Below are 15,389 nucleotides of genomic sequence, written 5' to 3'. Positions count from 1 at the left end.
TGCTATTCATTCGTGACCAAACACCGATCGGCTCGAGGTGGGAGACCATGAGAAGACTCGCGATCGCGGGTGCAATTCTCTGCGTGGCGACGGCAGTGGCGTTGACCGGCTGCACGACGTCGGGGACACCCAGCGGCTCCCCACCGTCGGTGACGTCGGCGCATTCGACCGGAGCACCACCAACCGCCACGACGCCGACGACTGTGCCGCTCGTACCGGCGAGCGACGTCGATGTGCAGGGTTTCACCGCCTACAACGGCAAAGCGCGGTGCCGTGGCACCGACCGTGCCGAGATGTACATGCGGACCGCCAAGTCCGCACTGGTCGTGTGCCGCAGTGAGATCAACCGGCTCTATTACCGCGGCTACCGGATCGCCGACGGCGCCAACATCGAGCTCTACGAGGTCTACCCCAAGGCACCGGCTATGTGGCTGTCAACGTTGCCGACAGCGCCCGCTATGTGATCACCGGCACCGGCTTCCAGGTGATCCAGAACGGCGCGATGGTCACCGAGGAGTCGGCGATCGGGATCGGGCCACAGTCGTGGGCGAGCGCTCAGACGACGGCGCCGTCATCGACCCCGGCGGCATCGGCGGTGGTGCTCGGCGCAGCCGGATCGGAGAATGAAACCGGTTATGACACAGCCCAACCCAGCTCGATTTCGCTGGGTTCCTGCTCGAACTCCATCGATCAGATCACCTGGCAGGGTTGGGGCAACGACGTCGCGTTCGGCACGGGCATCGGTTGCTCCACGACTGGCCCCAGCTCGCGATACACGCTGGTGGCCTCCGACATCGGCATGTGCAATGGCGTTCGGGCGTACCGCAAGCTCAAGATCGGCAGCAACACCTCGCCGACCGACATCTGTCGATGAGCGGACGGCGGCGGGTTTCGGCGCTGTCAGCGGAATACAGAGCGCTGTCGTCGCGATGGTGAGCGCTGTCGGCAAGGGGCAGGGCGCTGTCGGCGGAATAGAGAGCGCTGTCGGCAGTGAAGGGCTCCCCCACCAGGACTCGAACCTGGAATGCCTGAACCAAAATCAGAAGTGTTGCCGATTACACCATGGGGGAATAACGCGGACCTGATTGTGCCACAGGGCGGCGCGTGGGTCCGCATCGATTCCCGCTAGTCCGTTTCCCTCCCGCTCGATCAGGTCGACGCGCGGAAGGAAACGGAGCAGCGGGAGGCTCGGAGGTCAGTCCTTGGGGCCGCCGGCGACGTAGATGACCTGACCGGAGACGAATCCGGCGCCTTCGCTGACGAAGAACGACGCGGTGTGGGCGATGTCCTCTGGCACGCCGGTGCGGTTGACCGGGATCTGGGAGGCGCTGAGCTTCTTGAACTCCTCGAAGTCCATGCCGACGCGGGCCGCGGTGGCAGCGGTCATGTCGGTCTCGATGAAGCCCGGCGCAATGGCGTTGGCGGTGACGCCGAACTTGCCGAGTTCGATCGCGAGGGTCTTGGTGAAGCCCTGCATGCCCGCCTTGGCCGCCGAGTAGTTGGCCTGCCCGCGGTTGCCGAGCGCCGAGGTGCTCGACAGGTTCACGATGCGACCCCAGCCGGCGTCGACCATGTGCTTCTGGGCGGCCTTAGTGACGTTGAACGCACCGCGCAGGTGAACGGCCAGCACGGTGTCCCAGTCGTCGACACTCATCTTGAACAGCAGGTTGTCGCGCAGGACGCCGGCGTTGTTGACGACGACGGTCGGGGCGCCGAGTTCGGCGACGACCTTGTCGACCGCCGCGGCAACCGACGCCTCGTCGGCCACATTGGCACCGACGGCGATGGCCTTGCCCCCGGCCTCGGTGATGGCGTTGACCGTGTCGGCGCAGTTCGCCTCGTCGAGGTCGAGAACCGCCACGGCCAGCCCGTCGGCGGCCAGTCGCTTGGCGACGGCTGCACCGATCCCGCGTGCCGAACCGGTCACGATTGCTGTCTTCTGGGTGCTCATCGGCTTCCCTTCATTGCTGATCATCGGGTGTGATGTGGGTCCCTTTGGTTCTATCAGGCAGCATTCCTGCCGGGGGACGCCGGTCGGCGGCCGCGAACCGGTCAGTACTATCGGGCCGTTGCCGTGCGGCGGGGCCGGCGCCGGATCGTCTCGACGCGCGACTCCCGCCCGACGCCAACGCACCCACAGACCAGCTCCATCGGAGGTCGACATGACACAGACGTCCCCCACGACGACCGCCGTCATCGTCCTCGCCGCCGGTGCCGGTACCCGTATGCGGTCCAAGACCCCGAAGATCCTGCACACCATCGCCGGTCGCAGCCTGCTCGGGCACGCCCTGCATGCCGCCGCCGACCTCGGCGCCGCGCACGTCATCGCCGTCGTCGGACACGAACGTGAGCGGGTGACCGCGGCGGTGGAATCCACCTCGCAGTCGCTCGGCGTTCCGGTCTCGGTCGCCGTCCAGGACCAACCGCTCGGTACCGGTGACGCCGCCCGGGCCGGCCTTCAAGCGCTACCCGACGACTTCACCGGCACCGTCGTGGTCACCGCCGCCGACGTACCCCTGCTCGACGGGCCGACGCTACGTGCCCTCGTCGAGACCCATTCCGCCAACGGTGGCGCCGCGGTCACGGTCACCGGGTTCCACGCCGGCGACCCGACCGGCTACGGACGCATCGTCCGCGACGACGACGGCGGGGTCCACGCGATCGTCGAACACAAGGACGCCTCCCCCGAACAGTTGGCGATCACGGAGGTCAATGCCGGGGTCTACGCCTTCGACGCGACCGCGCTGCGCACCGCGCTCCGCGGGCTCTCCACCCATAACGCCCAGGGCGAGTACTACCTCACCGACGTCGTCGAGATCGCCCGTGAATCCGGAAAGTCGGTGCACGGCTTCACTGTTGACGATCCGATGCTCGTCGCCGGATGCAACGACCGCGCGCAGCTCGCCGAGCTGGCAGCTGAACTCAATCGACGGATCGTGCGTCGTCATCAGCTCGCCGGGGTGAGCGTCGTCGACCCGGCGACCACGTGGATCGACGTCGACGTCACGATCGCCGAAGACGTGCGGATCGAGCCGGGAACCCAGCTGCAGGGCGCGACCACGATCGGCGAGGACGCCGTCATCGGACCGGACTGCACGCTCACCGACGTCGTCGTCGGACGTGGTGCGCAGGTCATCCGCACCCACGGCAGTAGTGCTGCCATCAGCGACAACGCGCTGGTCGGCCCTTTCGCCTACCTGCGCCCGGGCACGGTCCTCGGCGTCGGCGGCAAGATCGGCACCTTCGTCGAGACCAAGAACGCGGTCATCGGTGCGGGCAGCAAGATCCCCCACCTCACCTATGTCGGGGACGCGCGGATCGGTGACGAATCCAACATCGGCGCCTCGAGCGTCTTCGTCAATTACGACGGGGTGAACAAGCATCAAACGGTCATCGGTTCGAACTGCCGGACCGGTTCTGACAATATGTTCGTCGCACCTGTACAGATCGGTGACGGCGCGTACACCGGTGCGGGTACCGTCGTGCGCGACGACGTCCCGCCCGGCGCCCTCGCGGTCTCGGCAGGTGCACAACGCAACATCGAGGACTGGGTGGTCCGCAAGCGTCCGGACACGGCCGCCGCGCAGGCCGCTCGCGCGGCCGCCGAGACGCCCTCGGCACCCACCATCGACGAGACCACCATCGACGAAACACGGCGACCGTAGGCGAATCCGCCTGCAGTCTGGGCCACCACCCGATCAGAACACCATCGAGTCCCGACCACCAGCCCCGAGTAGAAGAGTTTCCATGACCTGGACGACCGACAACCAGAAGAACCTGATGCTGTTCGCGGGGCGTGCGCACCCCGAGCTCGCGCAGGCCGTTGCCGACGAACTCGGCATCAAGCTGACGCCGCAGACCGCGCGCAACTTCGCCAACGGCGAGTTGTTCGTCCGCTTCGAGGAGTCGGTGCGCGGGTCGGATGCCTTCGTGCTGCAGAGCTGCCCGGCCCCGCTCAACGAGTGGGTGATGGAAGCACTCATCATGATCGACGCGCTCAAGCGCGGATCGGCCAAGCGCATCAGCGTCATCCTGCCGTTCTATCCGTATGCCCGTCAGGACAAGAAGCACCGTGGCCGCGAACCGATCTCGGCTCGCCTGATCGCCGATCTGATGAAGACCGCGGGCGCCGATCGCATCATCACCGTCGACCTGCACACCGATCAGATCCAGGGCTTCTTCGACGGGCCGGTCGATCACATGCACGCCCTCGGGCAGCTCTCGGAGTACGTCCGCGAGAAGTACGGCACCGACAACATCGCCATCGTCTCCCCCGACTCCGGACGCGTGCGGGTGGCCGAGAAGTGGGCCGACGCCCTCGGCGGCGCCCCGGTGGCGTTCATCCACAAGACCCGCGACCCGATGGTCGCCAATCAGGTTGTCGCACACCGTGTTGTCGGTGAGGTCGAGGGCCGCACCTGCGTGCTGATCGACGACATGATCGACACCGGCGGCACGATCGCCGGCGCCGTCAGCAAGCTCAAGGATGCCGGTGCCGGCGACGTCGTCATCGCCACCACACACGCCGTGTTCTCCGACCCGGCCGCCGAGCGCCTCGCCAACTGCGGGGCGACCGAGGTCATCGCCACCGACACCCTGCCGATCCCGCCGGAGAAGCACTTCGAACAGCTCACCGTGCTCTCGATCGCCCCGCTGCTGGCCCAGACCATCCGCGAGGTTTTCGAAAATGGATCGGTGACAAGTCTTTTCGACGGCATCGCCTGACCGTTAGCACCGGCACCGCGCCTTCGTCCTGCGACTGCGGGCCGCCACGATCATGATGGTCGAGGCGGCCCGCAGTCGTGTCGCCCTTCCCTGCCCGACCGCGAGAGGAGGATCGCCCGTGACCGACCGCGTCAGCGCCCGCACCTGGGCCGCTGTCGGCGCACTCGGCTTGGGCGTGTTCACCGTCACGACCACCGAGATCATGCCGATCGGCCTGTTGCAGCCGATGGCCGCCGATCTCGGGGTCTCCGACGGTTCGGTCGGCTTGGTGGTCACCGCGGTCGCCTTCGTCGCCGCGATCGCTGCGCCCACGTTGTCGACGACGACCCGGCGCGTAGATCGGCGACTGCTGCTGATCGCGGTGATGACGGTCTTCACCCTCGGCAACGCGCTCACCGCGATGGCCCCGGGTTTCGCGACGCTGATCATCGTGCGGGTGCTGATCGGCGGCGCTCTCGGGCTGCTGTGGACGATCGTGGCGCCGACCACCCTGCTGCTCGTGCCACCGCGATATGCGGTGCGCGCCACCACGATCACCTTCTCCGGGGTGTCGATCGCCTCGGTGCTGGGCGTGCCGTTGGGCACCCTGGCCGGCCAGCAACTCGGCTGGCGGGCCGCCTTCTGGGCGCTGGCCGGGTTGTCGGCGTTGACCCTCGCAGCCCTCGCAACGCTGCTCGGGCCGACCCGGCCCGCAGGCGGGGTCGCGTTGCGACGGTTGCCGTCGATGCTGCGCAACCGCGACCTGCGGCTCACGGTGGTCATCACCGCCGTCGTGATCACCGGTGCGTACGCCGCCTACACCTACGTGACACCGCTGATCGTCGACGGTATCGGCATCGACGACGACCTGGTCAGTGCCGTGCTCCTGGTGATGGGGGCCGCGGGCGTCGCCGGCAACTTCGCCGCCGGAGCCCTGCTCACCCGCCTCACCTCCGCCCGTGCGGGCCTCGCGACGGTAATCGGGGTACTCGCGGTGGCACTGTGGCTGGTGGCGGCGACCACCACAGTCCCGCCCCTTGCCCTGGTTGCGCTGATGGTGTGGGCCGTCGGCTACGCCGCCATCCCCATCGGATTGCAGACGACCGTGCTGCGGACCGCGCCCGCCCACCGCGAGGCCGCGACCACCGTGTATTCGACGGCCTTCAACCTGGCCATCGGCGTGGGCGCGCTCGTCGGCGCGCAGGCCATCGACAGAGCGGGCGTGCTGGCCCCGATCGTCGTCGGCGCACTGTGCGCGACGGTCGCCCTGGCATTGACCGCACGGCTGCCCGGACGCGCCGGCGCACTGGAATAGGGTGGGTCGGGTGAACGCGACGATCTACCACAACCCACGCTGCTCGACGTCCCGCAAGGCCCTGGACAAGCTCCGTGAGGCCGGCATCGAGCCGACCGTCGTCAAGTACCTCGACGAGCCGTACACGCGGGCCCAACTCGAGACACTCTTCGCCGACGCAGGCCTGACCGCGCACCAGGCGGCACGCAAGCGTGAATCGCTCTACAAGGACCTCGATCTCGCCTCGGCGTCGGAGTCCGATCTGCTCGACGCGATGGTCGCGCACCCGATCCTCGTCGAGCGACCGTTCGTCGTCACCGACAAGGGCACCCGCCTCGCCCGCCCCCTCGACGCAATCGACGAGATCCTCTGAGCCGTCGGGCATATCCGGCAACACCGACATCTCACCACGCTTTCTCGACGTCTTCGGGACCTCGTGTTACAACGGGTTTACGAAGATAGTTAGTTTCTCTAATGAAATCGAGAGGTGCGTTCTATGTGCGGTATCACCGGATGGGTGGGTTTCGACCACGATCTACGACGCGAGAGCCACGTCATCGAGGCGATGACCTCGACGATGGCGCTCCGTGGCCCCGACGACGTCGGCACGTATCTCGAGCCGCACGTCGGGCTGGGTCACCGACGCCTGGCCATCATCGACCTCCCCCTCGGCCATCAGCCGATGACGGTGCAGACCCCGGCCGGTACCTTGGCGATCGTCTACAGCGGCGAAACGTACAACTTCCGCGAGTTGCGTACCGAATTGCGTTCCCTCGGACACGAATTCGTCACCGACTCGGACACCGAGGTGGTGTTGCGCGGCTACGTGCAGTGGGGTGCCGAGGTGGCCGATCGCCTCAACGGCATGTATGCCTTCGCCATCTGGGACGGGCGGACCGAAGAACTGACCATGGTGCGTGATCGCCTGGGCATCAAGCCCTTCTACTTCTCCCGCACCGACGACGGCGTCGTCTTCGGCTCGGAGCCCAAGGCCATCCTCGCCAACCCTCTGGTCCCCCACACCGTCGACCTCGACGGTCTGCGCGAGCTGTTCGCGATGACCAAGGCGCCGGGATGGTCGTTGTGGCGCAACATCTCCGAGGTGGAGCCGGGCACCATCGTCACCGTCCGCCGCGACGGCCTGCGCACCCGCACCTACTGGTCGTTGCCGGCGCACGGCCACGACGACGACCTCGAGACGTCGGTCGCGACGGTTCGCGAGTTGCTCACCGATATCGTCGATCGACAGCTCGTCGCCGACGTGCCGCGCTGCGTACTGCTCTCCGGCGGCCTGGACTCCAGCGCCCTGACCGGTTTGGCTGCCGCCCGCCTGGGCTCCGAAGGCCAACGCGTGCACAGCTATTCGGTGGACTTCGCCGAACAGGAAGAGAACTTCACCCCCGACGAGATGCGCGACACCCCGGACTCGCCGTTCGTGCGTGACGTCGCCGCGCATGTCGGATCGATGCACCGTGACGTCGTGCTGAACCCGGCCGACCTCACCGACCCGGAGGTCCGGCGTGCGGTGATCGGCGCCCGCGACATCCCCGCCGGGCTCGGCGACATGGACACCTCGCTCTACCTGCTGTTCCGCGCGATCCGCTCGGAGTCGACGGTCGCCCTGTCGGGCGAGTCGGCCGACGAGGTCTTCGGCGGGTACCGCTGGTTCTTCGACGAGAATGCCCGCGCCGCAGACACTTTCCCGTGGCTGGCCTTCTCCTCGGCGATGACGCGCGATCGTCACGCGATGCTCTCCGGCGATCTCCAACGGCGTCTCGACGTCGAGAACTATATCGCCGACCAGTATGCCAGTGCGCTCGCCACCATCCCCGTCGTCGACGGTGAATCCGACGACGAACGGCGGATGCGCCGGTTCAGTCATCTCCACCTGACGCGATTCGTCCGAATGTTGTTGGACCGCAAGGATCGTGCGTCGATGGCCGTGGGGCTCGAGGTCCGCGTCCCGTTCTGCGACCACCGGCTCGTCGAGTACGTCTACAACACCCCGTGGTCGATGAAGACCTTCGACGGCCGGGAGAAGAGCCTGCTGCGCCACGCGACGTCACATGTGTTGCCGCAGTCGGTGATCGACCGCACCAAGAGCCCGTATCCGTCCACACAGGACACCAAGTACACCCAGACGCTGCAGGATCAGCTCACCGACATGGTCGGCGAGCGCGATCATGAGGTGTTCGCGCTGGTCGACCGCGACGCGGTGTCGGCGATGATCGCCGCCGATGCGGCAACCTGCGACACCGGGCTGCGCAACCAGATGGATCGGGTGCTCGACCTGTATCACTGGATCGACATGTACTCCCCCGAGCTGGTGCTCGACTGAGCTGCGCGCCCGCGTCGGCGCCCGCCCCGCTCAGATGACCAGGATGATCCGCACCACCGCGAAGATCAGCCACGCCGCCACGACCACTTTGGCCACCGGATTCCACAGCAACCGCTCCAGCCGGGGTAGTCGGCGGCGGGTCACCCGGCAGATCACCGCGGTGATCGCGAGTGCCAGGATCGCCGCGATCATCGGCAGCCCGAACGGGTGCGCGGCAAAGGACTGCGCCCAGTCGCCGTGGACGCCGTAGACCCAGGACCGGGTCAATCCGCACCCGGGACACGGCAATCCGGTGACCAGACGGAACGGACACAGGATCGGCCCGTGCTCGATTCCTGCGGGGCTCAATGCGCACGCCACACCGACACCGGCAACCCCCACGACGGCGGCGATCTCACTCGCCGCGAGTCTCGGGGTGCCGGTGTCGGTGTGCGCGGTCATGTCAAGGTCCTGGTGAGGCTGTGCTGGTGAGGCGGGGCGATCAGTCGGCCAGCGGTCGGCCGTCGGAGTCGGTCACCTTGCCGACGAGCATCATGATGCCGTCGATCAGCGGCCAGATCGCGCCGATACCGCAGGTCAGCCAGGTCACCGCGATCTGCGCGATCGCGATTCCGACATCGCCGGTGTAGAAGCGGCCCACGCCGAAACCACCCAGGAAGATCTGCAGCAGCCCCGCGGTGAGCTTGCTCTTGTCGGAGAACAGGCCGGGGATCTGACCGGCCGGAAACGGGTTGGGTGATTCGGCAGCGCGGATGAAGGTGCTGCTCTTGAGCTGACCCGCGAGCGCCATGTGCTGAAGATCGGTGATACCGAGCGGCCCGTGCTCCTGGCCGAGGACGTTGACGTAAAACGTGCCTCCCGCTGGTTGTCCGAAACCGTGGGCGGGTGGTTGCTGGTAGCTCATGGGCAGCAATGCTAGGCGCTCACACCGTCACTCGGCGAGAGCACGTCCGACCTTCGATCGACCGTTCAGCGGACGCACAGCCGACGGGACGAGCACCCCGACCACGCCGCGCAGGAACGCCTTGGTGATGTCGAAGTAATCGAAGTAGTCCCGCCACACTGTGATCTGGCCGTCGACCACCTCGAACCGTCCGCACACCCAGAACTGCACGCGCAATCGGCCGATACTGATCTGGTCGACACGTTCGGTCAGCACGACGGTGTCGTCGGAGGACACGTTGACCATCCGGTAGTCGAAGGAGACCGGCGAGGAATCCATCGAACCGAAGATCTTGGTGACCGGTCTGCGCCCGCGAATGGTCGCCAGCGACACGTTCGTGTAGACGACGGCGTCGGCGAGATCGAGGCAGGCGGTGGCGCTGTCACCACGTGCGAGCCTGTCGAGGAAGCCGGTGACGATGTCGATGGGTGTGCGTGAGGTCATGGTCGCCAGTATGCCCGGCACCGGTGAACGGCACAGACGATCGCGTCGGGGCGGGCCCGCGCGGCGCGAGATGACACCGACCCGGCGCGATATGACATCGGCGCAGCTCATCGGCTAGTCTGTTCGGGTTGTCTCGGCGAGGGTGAGTGATCACCGTGATCGGCGCGACCATCGCACGTCTTCTCCGGTGCCCTCGTGCGCACCTACGGGGCCGTGGTGTTGGGCGCCGTCGCGCCGAGAAGCACCACCGACGACCGGCCGACCGGTCCCGCCACCACGAGGAGAACGTCTCATGGCCACTCAAGCCAACGCCCTGACCGTCACCACCCGCACCGCCAAGGGCAAGGGCGCCGCACGTCGTGCCCGCCGCGAGGGCCAGGTCCCCGCCGTGCTCTACGGCCACGGCTCCGACCCGCAGCATCTGAACCTCCCGGCCCGCGATTTCGCCGCGATCCTGCGCAACAACGGCATCAACGCCGTCCTCGATCTCGACATCGAGGGCACCAAGCAGCTCGCCCTGACCAAGCAGGTCGACGTCCACCCGATCCGCAACTACATCGAGCACGCCGACCTGCTCGTCATCAAGCGCGGCGAGAAGGTCAGCGTCGAGGTCAACATCGTCGTCGAGGGTGACGCCGCTCCCGGCACCCTGGTCACCCAGGACGCCAACACCATCGAGATCGAGGCCGACGTGCTCTCGATCCCCGAGCAGATCGTCGTCGACGTCGAGGGCAAGGCAGCCGGCATCGCGATCCACGCCTCGGATCTCGTGCTGCCCGAGGGCGTCACGCTGGTCACCGACGCGGAGACCCTCATCGTCGCCGTGAACGAGGCCCCGAGCGCCGCCGACCTTGAGGCCGAGGCCGAGGCCGTCGACGCCGGCGCCGAGGTGCCCAGCGAGGAATCCGCCGACGAGTCCGAGTGACCCTGACACGTGAAACTCATCGTCGGACTGGGTAATCCGGGTCCGAAGTACGAGAAGACACGCCACAACATCGGCGCCATGGTCGCCGATCATCTGGTCACCTCCGCCGGTGGGCGGTATTCGGTGCACAAGCGCTCCGGCGCCGAGGTCGCATCGATACCGCTCGCCGGCGGTTCGGTGTTGGTGGCCAAGGCGCGGACCTACATGAACACCGTCGGTCGTCAGATCGGGCCGCTGGCCAAGTTCTATTCGGTCTCACCGGATGACCTGATCGTGCTGCACGACGAACTCGACATCGATTTCGGTCTGGTCCGGCTCAAGCGCGGCGGCGGCGAAGGCGGCCACAACGGTCTGCGGTCGGTGAGCCAGTCCGTCGGCACCCGCGACTATCTGCGGGTCCGGCTGGGAATCGGGCGGCCACCGGGACGCCAGGATCCGGCAGATTTCGTGCTGAAACCATTTCCGTCGGCTGCGCGTGCCGACGTCGATCTGCTGATCGAACACGGCGCCGACGCCGTCGAACTGCTGCTCTCGGCCGGTCTGGAGTCCGCGCAGAACACCGTGCACGCCTGGTGATCGCCGCGTCGGCGCCAAGGCGTGAGAGCACAAACACATAGAATCTCTCCCGGCGCAACCCGAAGGGAACGACACGTGGCGAAACTCGCAGCGAACACCGGACACCATAATGTCGCGATGCTGGGCATCGGCGCGTACCGGCCGAGGCGGCTGGTCAGCAACGACGAGGTGTGCGAGGTCCTCGACAGCACCGACGAATGGATCTATGAGCGCAGCGGTATTCGTAACCGCCGCTGGATCAGTGGCGACGAGAGTGCCCGCTCGATGGCCGCTGCCGCCGCCGTACGCGCCATCAGCAACTCCGGTGTGGCCAAGGAGGAGATCGGTGCGCTGATCCTGGCGACCAACAGCTGGAAGACCAAGATCCCGCACGGCGGCCCGATCGTCGCCTTCGACATCGGCCTCAACGGCATCCCCGCCTACGACATCGCCGCCGGCTGCGGCGGGTTCGGGTACGCCCTGGGTGTGGCGGCCGATACGGTGCGGGCCGGGTCGGCGCGGTACGTGCTGGTGGTCGGGGTGGAGACGATGTCGGTGGTCATGGAACCCACCGACCGCAACACCGCCTTCATCTTCGGTGACGGCGCCGGCGCGGTCGTCGTCGGGCCGAGCGAGGACAACGGCATCTCCCCCACCGTGTGGGGTTCCGACGGTGAAAACGCCGAGGCCATCGGACAGAACTACGACATCCCCGCCTACATGAACCGCGCGCAGGAGTATCAGCACAAGGACCCGGAGAGTGATCCCGTCGGCCGGATGGTCGTGACGATGCAGGGCCCGCGCGTGTTCCGCTGGGCGGCGATCACCCTGCCCAAGGCGTTGGCCGCGGTCATCGAAACCTCCGGTGTGGGCATCGAGGACATCGAGGTGTTCATCCCCCATCAGGCGAACGCCCGCATCAACGAACTCATGAAGAAGAACCTCGGATTCCCTGACGACCTCCCCATGGCCAACGACATCGAGAACACCGGCAACACGTCGGCGGCGTCGATCCCGCTGGCCATGGAGGAGATGCTCGCGACCGGCAAGGCCCGCGGCGGACAGACCGCGATGCTGCTGGGTTTCGGTGCGGGACTGTCGTATGCGGGTGCGATCGTCACTCTCCCACCGGCGCCGGCGATCACGAGTTTCGACGAGCTGGGCTGAGGCTTACCGCTGAACTGTTTCGTTCCCGCGTAACGAATTCGTTGCGCGGGAACGAAATCGACTAGCGGAAGTGTCGTGAGCAGTCACGCGGCGACAAAGCCGAGAGGCGCGAGTCTGCGATGCAACCTGGGAATGAACGCATCCCTTTCGAGGTCGTTCCAGGTCCAGCGGACGACCCGTGGTCCGGTGTCGCGGATCTCGTCCTCGCGCAACTTCTCTCGGATCACCGCATCGGCAATCGACTCACCGGGCCTGCGCAGACGACCGTACTTGATCATGCCGTCGAACTCGCCGACCACCAGCCACTCCCAATCGAAATCGGTGACATAGGTCGATCCGGACGCGACCCGGATGCCATGCTGCTGTCGGGGCGCCGGATACCGGGCGTCGACGATCTGCGCGCAACTCCACGACTCCCCGACACTTTCAGCCTGCCCCGTCGCCGAGGTCAACGCGACCCGAGCGACCTTTCCTCCACGTCGACGACGCGCCGCCAGCATCTCTGACATCTGATCTCGATCGGCTCCGAGTCGCAGAGCCTGGTCGAACGCGGTGAACGCCTGCGCGAAATCCCCCATGGTTGCGACATCGATCGCGGTTCGCTCCAGCGACGTCACCACGAGTCCGTCGATGGTTCGCAGTTCGGCCGGGTCGAGAGGTGCCGGATGGAGATGGCGGACAGTTCCCACCGAACCACCTCCGGGTAAACCGGTGGTGACGTGCACTCGCGCGAGGTCTGGCTTGAGCAGCGGGAGTCCGAGCATCGCCGCTGCCGACGCGTGACTCAGCGGCAACGGACGTGCGATCTCCGAGGTGGCGACCGCAATTGCCCTGAGCCGGTGCAACTTCTGGGCACCTTCATGTCCATCGAAATCCGCACTGGGTTCGACGTTGACGCCCGGAATGAGTGAAATCAACTGGCCCGCTTTCACGTCGTTGGCGCGGCAACTGTCCGAAATGCCACGCCTCAGAGCGGCATCCCTACGGATGAGCCCGTAGCGGTCATGTGGATATGCAGTCATGCACGGTTGGACGCAGCCGGTGTCGGTGCGGTTCCCTCCGACACCGAGTTGATGCTCGCGCTGGTCGTTTTCCCTCCCGCACAACGAACTCGGCGCGCGGGAAGGGAATCGACCAGCGGGAATCAACGAGCAACGTGCGATCGGCTAGGGCCTTCGGCGTCCCGCGAGCCTTCAGAACGGAACGTGATCGGACCCTCTCGTCAGGCATTCTCCTTCCGGAACACCGATGTCCCCCACCAGGTCCCGAGTGCCGCGAGAATCGCCGCGGCGAGCACCGACCACAGCACCGCCATCGTCGCGATGTCACCGCCGAAGGTGTCGCGGACGCCGTCGACGATCCAGCGGAAGGGCATGAAGTCGCTGAGCCGCTGCAACCAGGCCGGGCCGAGGGTCATCGGCAGCAGAATGCCCGAGAGCAGCAGTACCGGCATCAACACCATGTTGATCACCGGCGCCATCACGTCCTCGCTCTTGGTGGTGAGCGCCAACGCATTCGACGCCGCCGCGCAGGCCCCGCCGATGAGTAGCGTGATGACGATGCCGACGATCACCCCGATCACCGAGCCGCGCATCCCCATCGCCCAGCCGAGCAGTACCAGGATCAGCGCCTGCACGAACAGTTGCAGGAGGTCACGCATCAACCGGCCGGTGAGCATCGCGGTGCGGCTCGCCGGAGTCACCCGCTCGGCCTCGATGACGCCTTCTCGCCATTCGCCGATGAGGCTGAATCCGGCGAACATCGCCCCGAACATGCCGAGCTGCACGAGCAGGCCGGGCACCAGGAAGGTGTAGGGATTGTCTGCGCCACCGGGGAATTGGGCTACGAGGGGTTTGAGCAGCGGTCCGAACAGCACGAGATAGAGCACCGGCTGCAGGACCCCGATGACCACCCATGCGGGATTGCGCAGGTTCATCCGGATCTGGCGGCGGAAGACGATGTGGGATTCACGCAGGAAGGTCATCGCAGTACTCCTTCGTTCTCGATCTCGGTCTCCGCGGCGTTCTCCGTCGCGGCTTCGGCGTCGCGCAACGATCTGCCGGTCATGGTGAGGAAGACGTCGTCGAGGGTTGGTCGGATGATCTCGATGGAGTCCAATTCGATGGATTCCGAGGTCAATTCACGGAGCAACGACGGGATGTGACGGCCGGCGTGCTGCACCCGACCTCGAACGTGGCGGTCGAGGGTCTCCACCGAGCCCGCGATGGTCGCCAGTTTGGCGGCCGCGGTGGACACCTGGGCGGCGTCGGAGATCTCGAGGTCGACGAGATCACCGGACACCCGCGACTTGAGGTTGTCCGCGGTGTCGGCCGCCACGATCCGGCCGTTGTCGATGATGAGGATGCGATCCGAGAGTTCGTCGGCCTCGTCGAGGTAGTGCGTCGTCAAGAAGATCGTCGCCCCGTGTTCGGTGCGCAGCCGCCGGATGTGCTCCCACAGGTTGGCCCGGGCCTGCGGGTCGAGGCCGGTGGTCGGCTCGTCGAGGAACACCAGGGCCGGGTCGTGAACGAGTCCCATGGCGATGTCGAGGCGCCGCTTCTGACCGCCGGACATGTTCTTGGGCATGCGTTCCCAGAGTCCGTCGAGTTGCAGCTGCTCGAAGAGTGCCTTGCCGCGCCGTGTGGCGTCGGCGCGCGACATGCCGTAGAGCATGCCGTGATCGACGACCTCGTCCCCGGCCTGCGCCTGGCTGAACGTTCCGCCGGCCTGCGACACGTAGCCGATGCTCCGCCGCACCATCACCGCGTCGCGCACCACGTCGTAGCCGTTGACCGTGGCGGTGCCCGCGGTGGGCCGTAGCAGCGTGGTCAGCATTCGCAGCGTCGTCGTCTTGCCTGCACCGTTGGGTCCGAGGAAGCCGACGACCTCACCCTCGGCGATGTCGAGGTCGACCCCGTCGACCGCGCGAACCTCTCGTTTCTGTTTGCCGCGCCCGGTGTGGAAGGTCTGCACGAGACCTCGTGCATGGATCATGGGTTCCCTCTCCTCGACTCTGTTC

At 66.6% G+C, this 15,389-nt stretch carries 17 protein-coding genes and 1 tRNA gene; 10 read left to right on the top strand and 8 right to left on the bottom strand.

Annotation, left to right across the window (positions count from 1 at the left end; all coding sequences use genetic code 11):
- Positions 1-47: 47 nt before the first annotated feature.
- Entirely contained in the window at positions 48-464 is a 417-nt protein-coding gene (locus J6U32_RS09725) for a hypothetical protein (RefSeq protein WP_208795056.1), read from the top strand.
- Entirely contained in the window at positions 428-874 is a 447-nt protein-coding gene (locus tag J6U32_RS27330; protein ID WP_244332761.1) for a hypothetical protein, read from the top strand. The genes J6U32_RS09725 and J6U32_RS27330 overlap by 37 nt, the downstream gene beginning before the upstream one ends.
- 124 nt (positions 875-998) lie before the next feature.
- Here the strand turns inward: J6U32_RS27330 and J6U32_RS09715 are convergent.
- Positions 999-1,070 (bottom strand) — tRNA-Gln (locus J6U32_RS09715).
- Positions 1,071-1,195: 125 nt separating this feature from the next.
- Positions 1,196-1,951 carry an SDR family oxidoreductase gene (locus J6U32_RS09710; RefSeq protein ID WP_079931750.1) on the bottom strand — a complete coding sequence of 252 codons (756 nt, stop codon included), beginning with the start codon at positions 1,949-1,951 and terminating at the stop codon, positions 1,196-1,198.
- 211 nt (positions 1,952-2,162) lie between these two features.
- Between J6U32_RS09710 and glmU the strand changes: the two genes are divergently transcribed.
- From glmU to asnB, 5 genes are all read left to right on the top strand, one after another.
- Complete coding sequence (gene glmU, locus J6U32_RS09705; RefSeq protein ID WP_208795054.1) at positions 2,163-3,665, top strand: bifunctional UDP-N-acetylglucosamine diphosphorylase/glucosamine-1-phosphate N-acetyltransferase GlmU; 1,503 nt, start codon at positions 2,163-2,165, stop codon at positions 3,663-3,665.
- An 82-nt stretch (positions 3,666-3,747) separates the two neighbouring features.
- Positions 3,748-4,725: a ribose-phosphate diphosphokinase gene (locus J6U32_RS09700; RefSeq protein ID WP_006370856.1), complete on the top strand. Its 978-nt coding sequence runs from the start codon at positions 3,748-3,750 to the stop codon at positions 4,723-4,725.
- A gap of 118 nt (positions 4,726-4,843) precedes the next feature.
- Positions 4,844-6,019: an MFS transporter gene (locus tag J6U32_RS09695; protein WP_208795052.1), complete on the top strand. Its 1,176-nt coding sequence runs from the start codon at positions 4,844-4,846 to the stop codon at positions 6,017-6,019.
- A gap of 10 nt (positions 6,020-6,029) precedes the next feature.
- Positions 6,030-6,371, top strand: a complete 342-nt coding sequence (arsC, locus tag J6U32_RS09690) for an arsenate reductase (glutaredoxin) (RefSeq protein WP_208795050.1) — start codon at positions 6,030-6,032, stop codon at positions 6,369-6,371.
- A 123-nt stretch (positions 6,372-6,494) separates the two neighbouring features.
- Positions 6,495-8,336: an asparagine synthase (glutamine-hydrolyzing) gene (gene asnB / locus J6U32_RS09685; protein WP_208795048.1), complete on the top strand. Its 1,842-nt coding sequence runs from the start codon at positions 6,495-6,497 to the stop codon at positions 8,334-8,336.
- 30 nt (positions 8,337-8,366) lie between these two features.
- On the opposite strand, the gene J6U32_RS09680 is transcribed toward asnB, so the two are convergent.
- The 3 genes from J6U32_RS09680 to J6U32_RS09670 are packed head-to-tail and all read right to left on the bottom strand — an operon-like array spanning position 8,367 to position 9,723.
- Complete coding sequence (locus J6U32_RS09680; protein ID WP_208795046.1) at positions 8,367-8,777, bottom strand: DUF2752 domain-containing protein; 411 nt, start codon at positions 8,775-8,777, stop codon at positions 8,367-8,369.
- Between the two features lie 40 nt (positions 8,778-8,817).
- Complete coding sequence (locus J6U32_RS27835) at positions 8,818-9,240, bottom strand: TM2 domain-containing protein (RefSeq protein ID WP_208795044.1); 423 nt, start codon at positions 9,238-9,240, stop codon at positions 8,818-8,820.
- A gap of 27 nt (positions 9,241-9,267) precedes the next feature.
- A complete protein-coding gene (locus J6U32_RS09670) occupies positions 9,268-9,723 on the bottom strand; it encodes a limonene-1,2-epoxide hydrolase family protein (protein WP_208795042.1) in 456 nt (151 codons plus the stop codon).
- 292 nt (positions 9,724-10,015) lie between these two features.
- Here J6U32_RS09670 and J6U32_RS09665 point away from each other — a divergent pair, with 292 nt between their 5' ends.
- From J6U32_RS09665 to J6U32_RS09655, 3 genes are all read left to right on the top strand, one after another.
- On the top strand, positions 10,016-10,648 hold the full coding sequence (locus J6U32_RS09665) for a 50S ribosomal protein L25/general stress protein Ctc (RefSeq protein WP_208795041.1): 633 nt from the start codon (positions 10,016-10,018) through the stop codon (positions 10,646-10,648).
- Positions 10,649-10,657: 9 nt separating this feature from the next.
- Positions 10,658-11,224, top strand: a complete 567-nt coding sequence (pth, locus tag J6U32_RS09660; RefSeq protein WP_208795039.1) for an aminoacyl-tRNA hydrolase — start codon at positions 10,658-10,660, stop codon at positions 11,222-11,224.
- A gap of 75 nt (positions 11,225-11,299) precedes the next feature.
- Positions 11,300-12,370: a beta-ketoacyl-ACP synthase 3 gene (locus tag J6U32_RS09655; RefSeq protein ID WP_208795037.1), complete on the top strand. Its 1,071-nt coding sequence runs from the start codon at positions 11,300-11,302 to the stop codon at positions 12,368-12,370.
- An 83-nt stretch (positions 12,371-12,453) separates the two neighbouring features.
- On the opposite strand, the gene J6U32_RS09650 is transcribed toward J6U32_RS09655, so the two are convergent.
- The 3 genes from J6U32_RS09650 to J6U32_RS09640 form a co-directional block, all read right to left on the bottom strand.
- Positions 12,454-13,215 carry a hypothetical protein gene (locus J6U32_RS09650; protein ID WP_244332760.1) on the bottom strand — a complete coding sequence of 254 codons (762 nt, stop codon included), beginning with the start codon at positions 13,213-13,215 and terminating at the stop codon, positions 12,454-12,456.
- Between the two features lie 377 nt (positions 13,216-13,592).
- On the bottom strand, positions 13,593-14,354 hold the full coding sequence (locus tag J6U32_RS09645) for an ABC transporter permease (protein ID WP_208795034.1): 762 nt from the start codon (positions 14,352-14,354) through the stop codon (positions 13,593-13,595).
- The gene (locus J6U32_RS09640) at positions 14,351-15,364 is read right to left on the bottom strand and encodes an ATP-binding cassette domain-containing protein (RefSeq protein WP_208795032.1); all 1,014 of its coding nucleotides are present in this window, start codon (positions 15,362-15,364) and stop codon (positions 14,351-14,353) included. Before J6U32_RS09640 ends, J6U32_RS09645 begins: the two co-directional genes overlap by 4 nt.
- Positions 15,365-15,389 lie beyond the last annotated feature (25 nt).

The organism is Gordonia polyisoprenivorans, assembly GCF_017654315.1.
GTDB lineage: Bacteria > Actinomycetota > Actinomycetes > Mycobacteriales > Mycobacteriaceae > Gordonia > Gordonia polyisoprenivorans_A.
This window is presented reverse-complemented; position numbering and strand designations above follow the sequence as displayed.

What these genes read in the sequence shown, in the direction of transcription:
- J6U32_RS09725 (WP_208795056.1), top strand. Translation starts at nt 48, where the DNA reads ATGAGAAGACTCGCGATCGCGGGTGCAATTCTCTGCGTGGCGACGGCA.
- J6U32_RS09710 (WP_079931750.1), bottom strand. Translation starts at nt 1,951, where the DNA reads ATGAGCACCCAGAAGACAGCAATCGTGACCGGTTCGGCACGCGGGATC.
- glmU (WP_208795054.1), top strand. Translation starts at nt 2,163, where the DNA reads ATGACACAGACGTCCCCCACGACGACCGCCGTCATCGTCCTCGCCGCC.
- J6U32_RS09700 (WP_006370856.1), top strand. Translation starts at nt 3,748, where the DNA reads ATGACCTGGACGACCGACAACCAGAAGAACCTGATGCTGTTCGCGGGG.
- asnB (WP_208795048.1), top strand. Translation starts at nt 6,495, where the DNA reads ATGTGCGGTATCACCGGATGGGTGGGTTTCGACCACGATCTACGACGC.
- J6U32_RS09680 (WP_208795046.1), bottom strand. Translation starts at nt 8,777, where the DNA reads ATGACCGCGCACACCGACACCGGCACCCCGAGACTCGCGGCGAGTGAG.
- J6U32_RS27835 (WP_208795044.1), bottom strand. Translation starts at nt 9,240, where the DNA reads ATGAGCTACCAGCAACCACCCGCCCACGGTTTCGGACAACCAGCGGGA.
- J6U32_RS09670 (WP_208795042.1), bottom strand. Translation starts at nt 9,723, where the DNA reads ATGACCTCACGCACACCCATCGACATCGTCACCGGCTTCCTCGACAGG.
- J6U32_RS09665 (WP_208795041.1), top strand. Translation starts at nt 10,016, where the DNA reads ATGGCCACTCAAGCCAACGCCCTGACCGTCACCACCCGCACCGCCAAG.
- J6U32_RS09645 (WP_208795034.1), bottom strand. Translation starts at nt 14,354, where the DNA reads ATGACCTTCCTGCGTGAATCCCACATCGTCTTCCGCCGCCAGATCCGG.
- J6U32_RS09640 (WP_208795032.1), bottom strand. Translation starts at nt 15,364, where the DNA reads ATGATCCATGCACGAGGTCTCGTGCAGACCTTCCACACCGGGCGCGGC.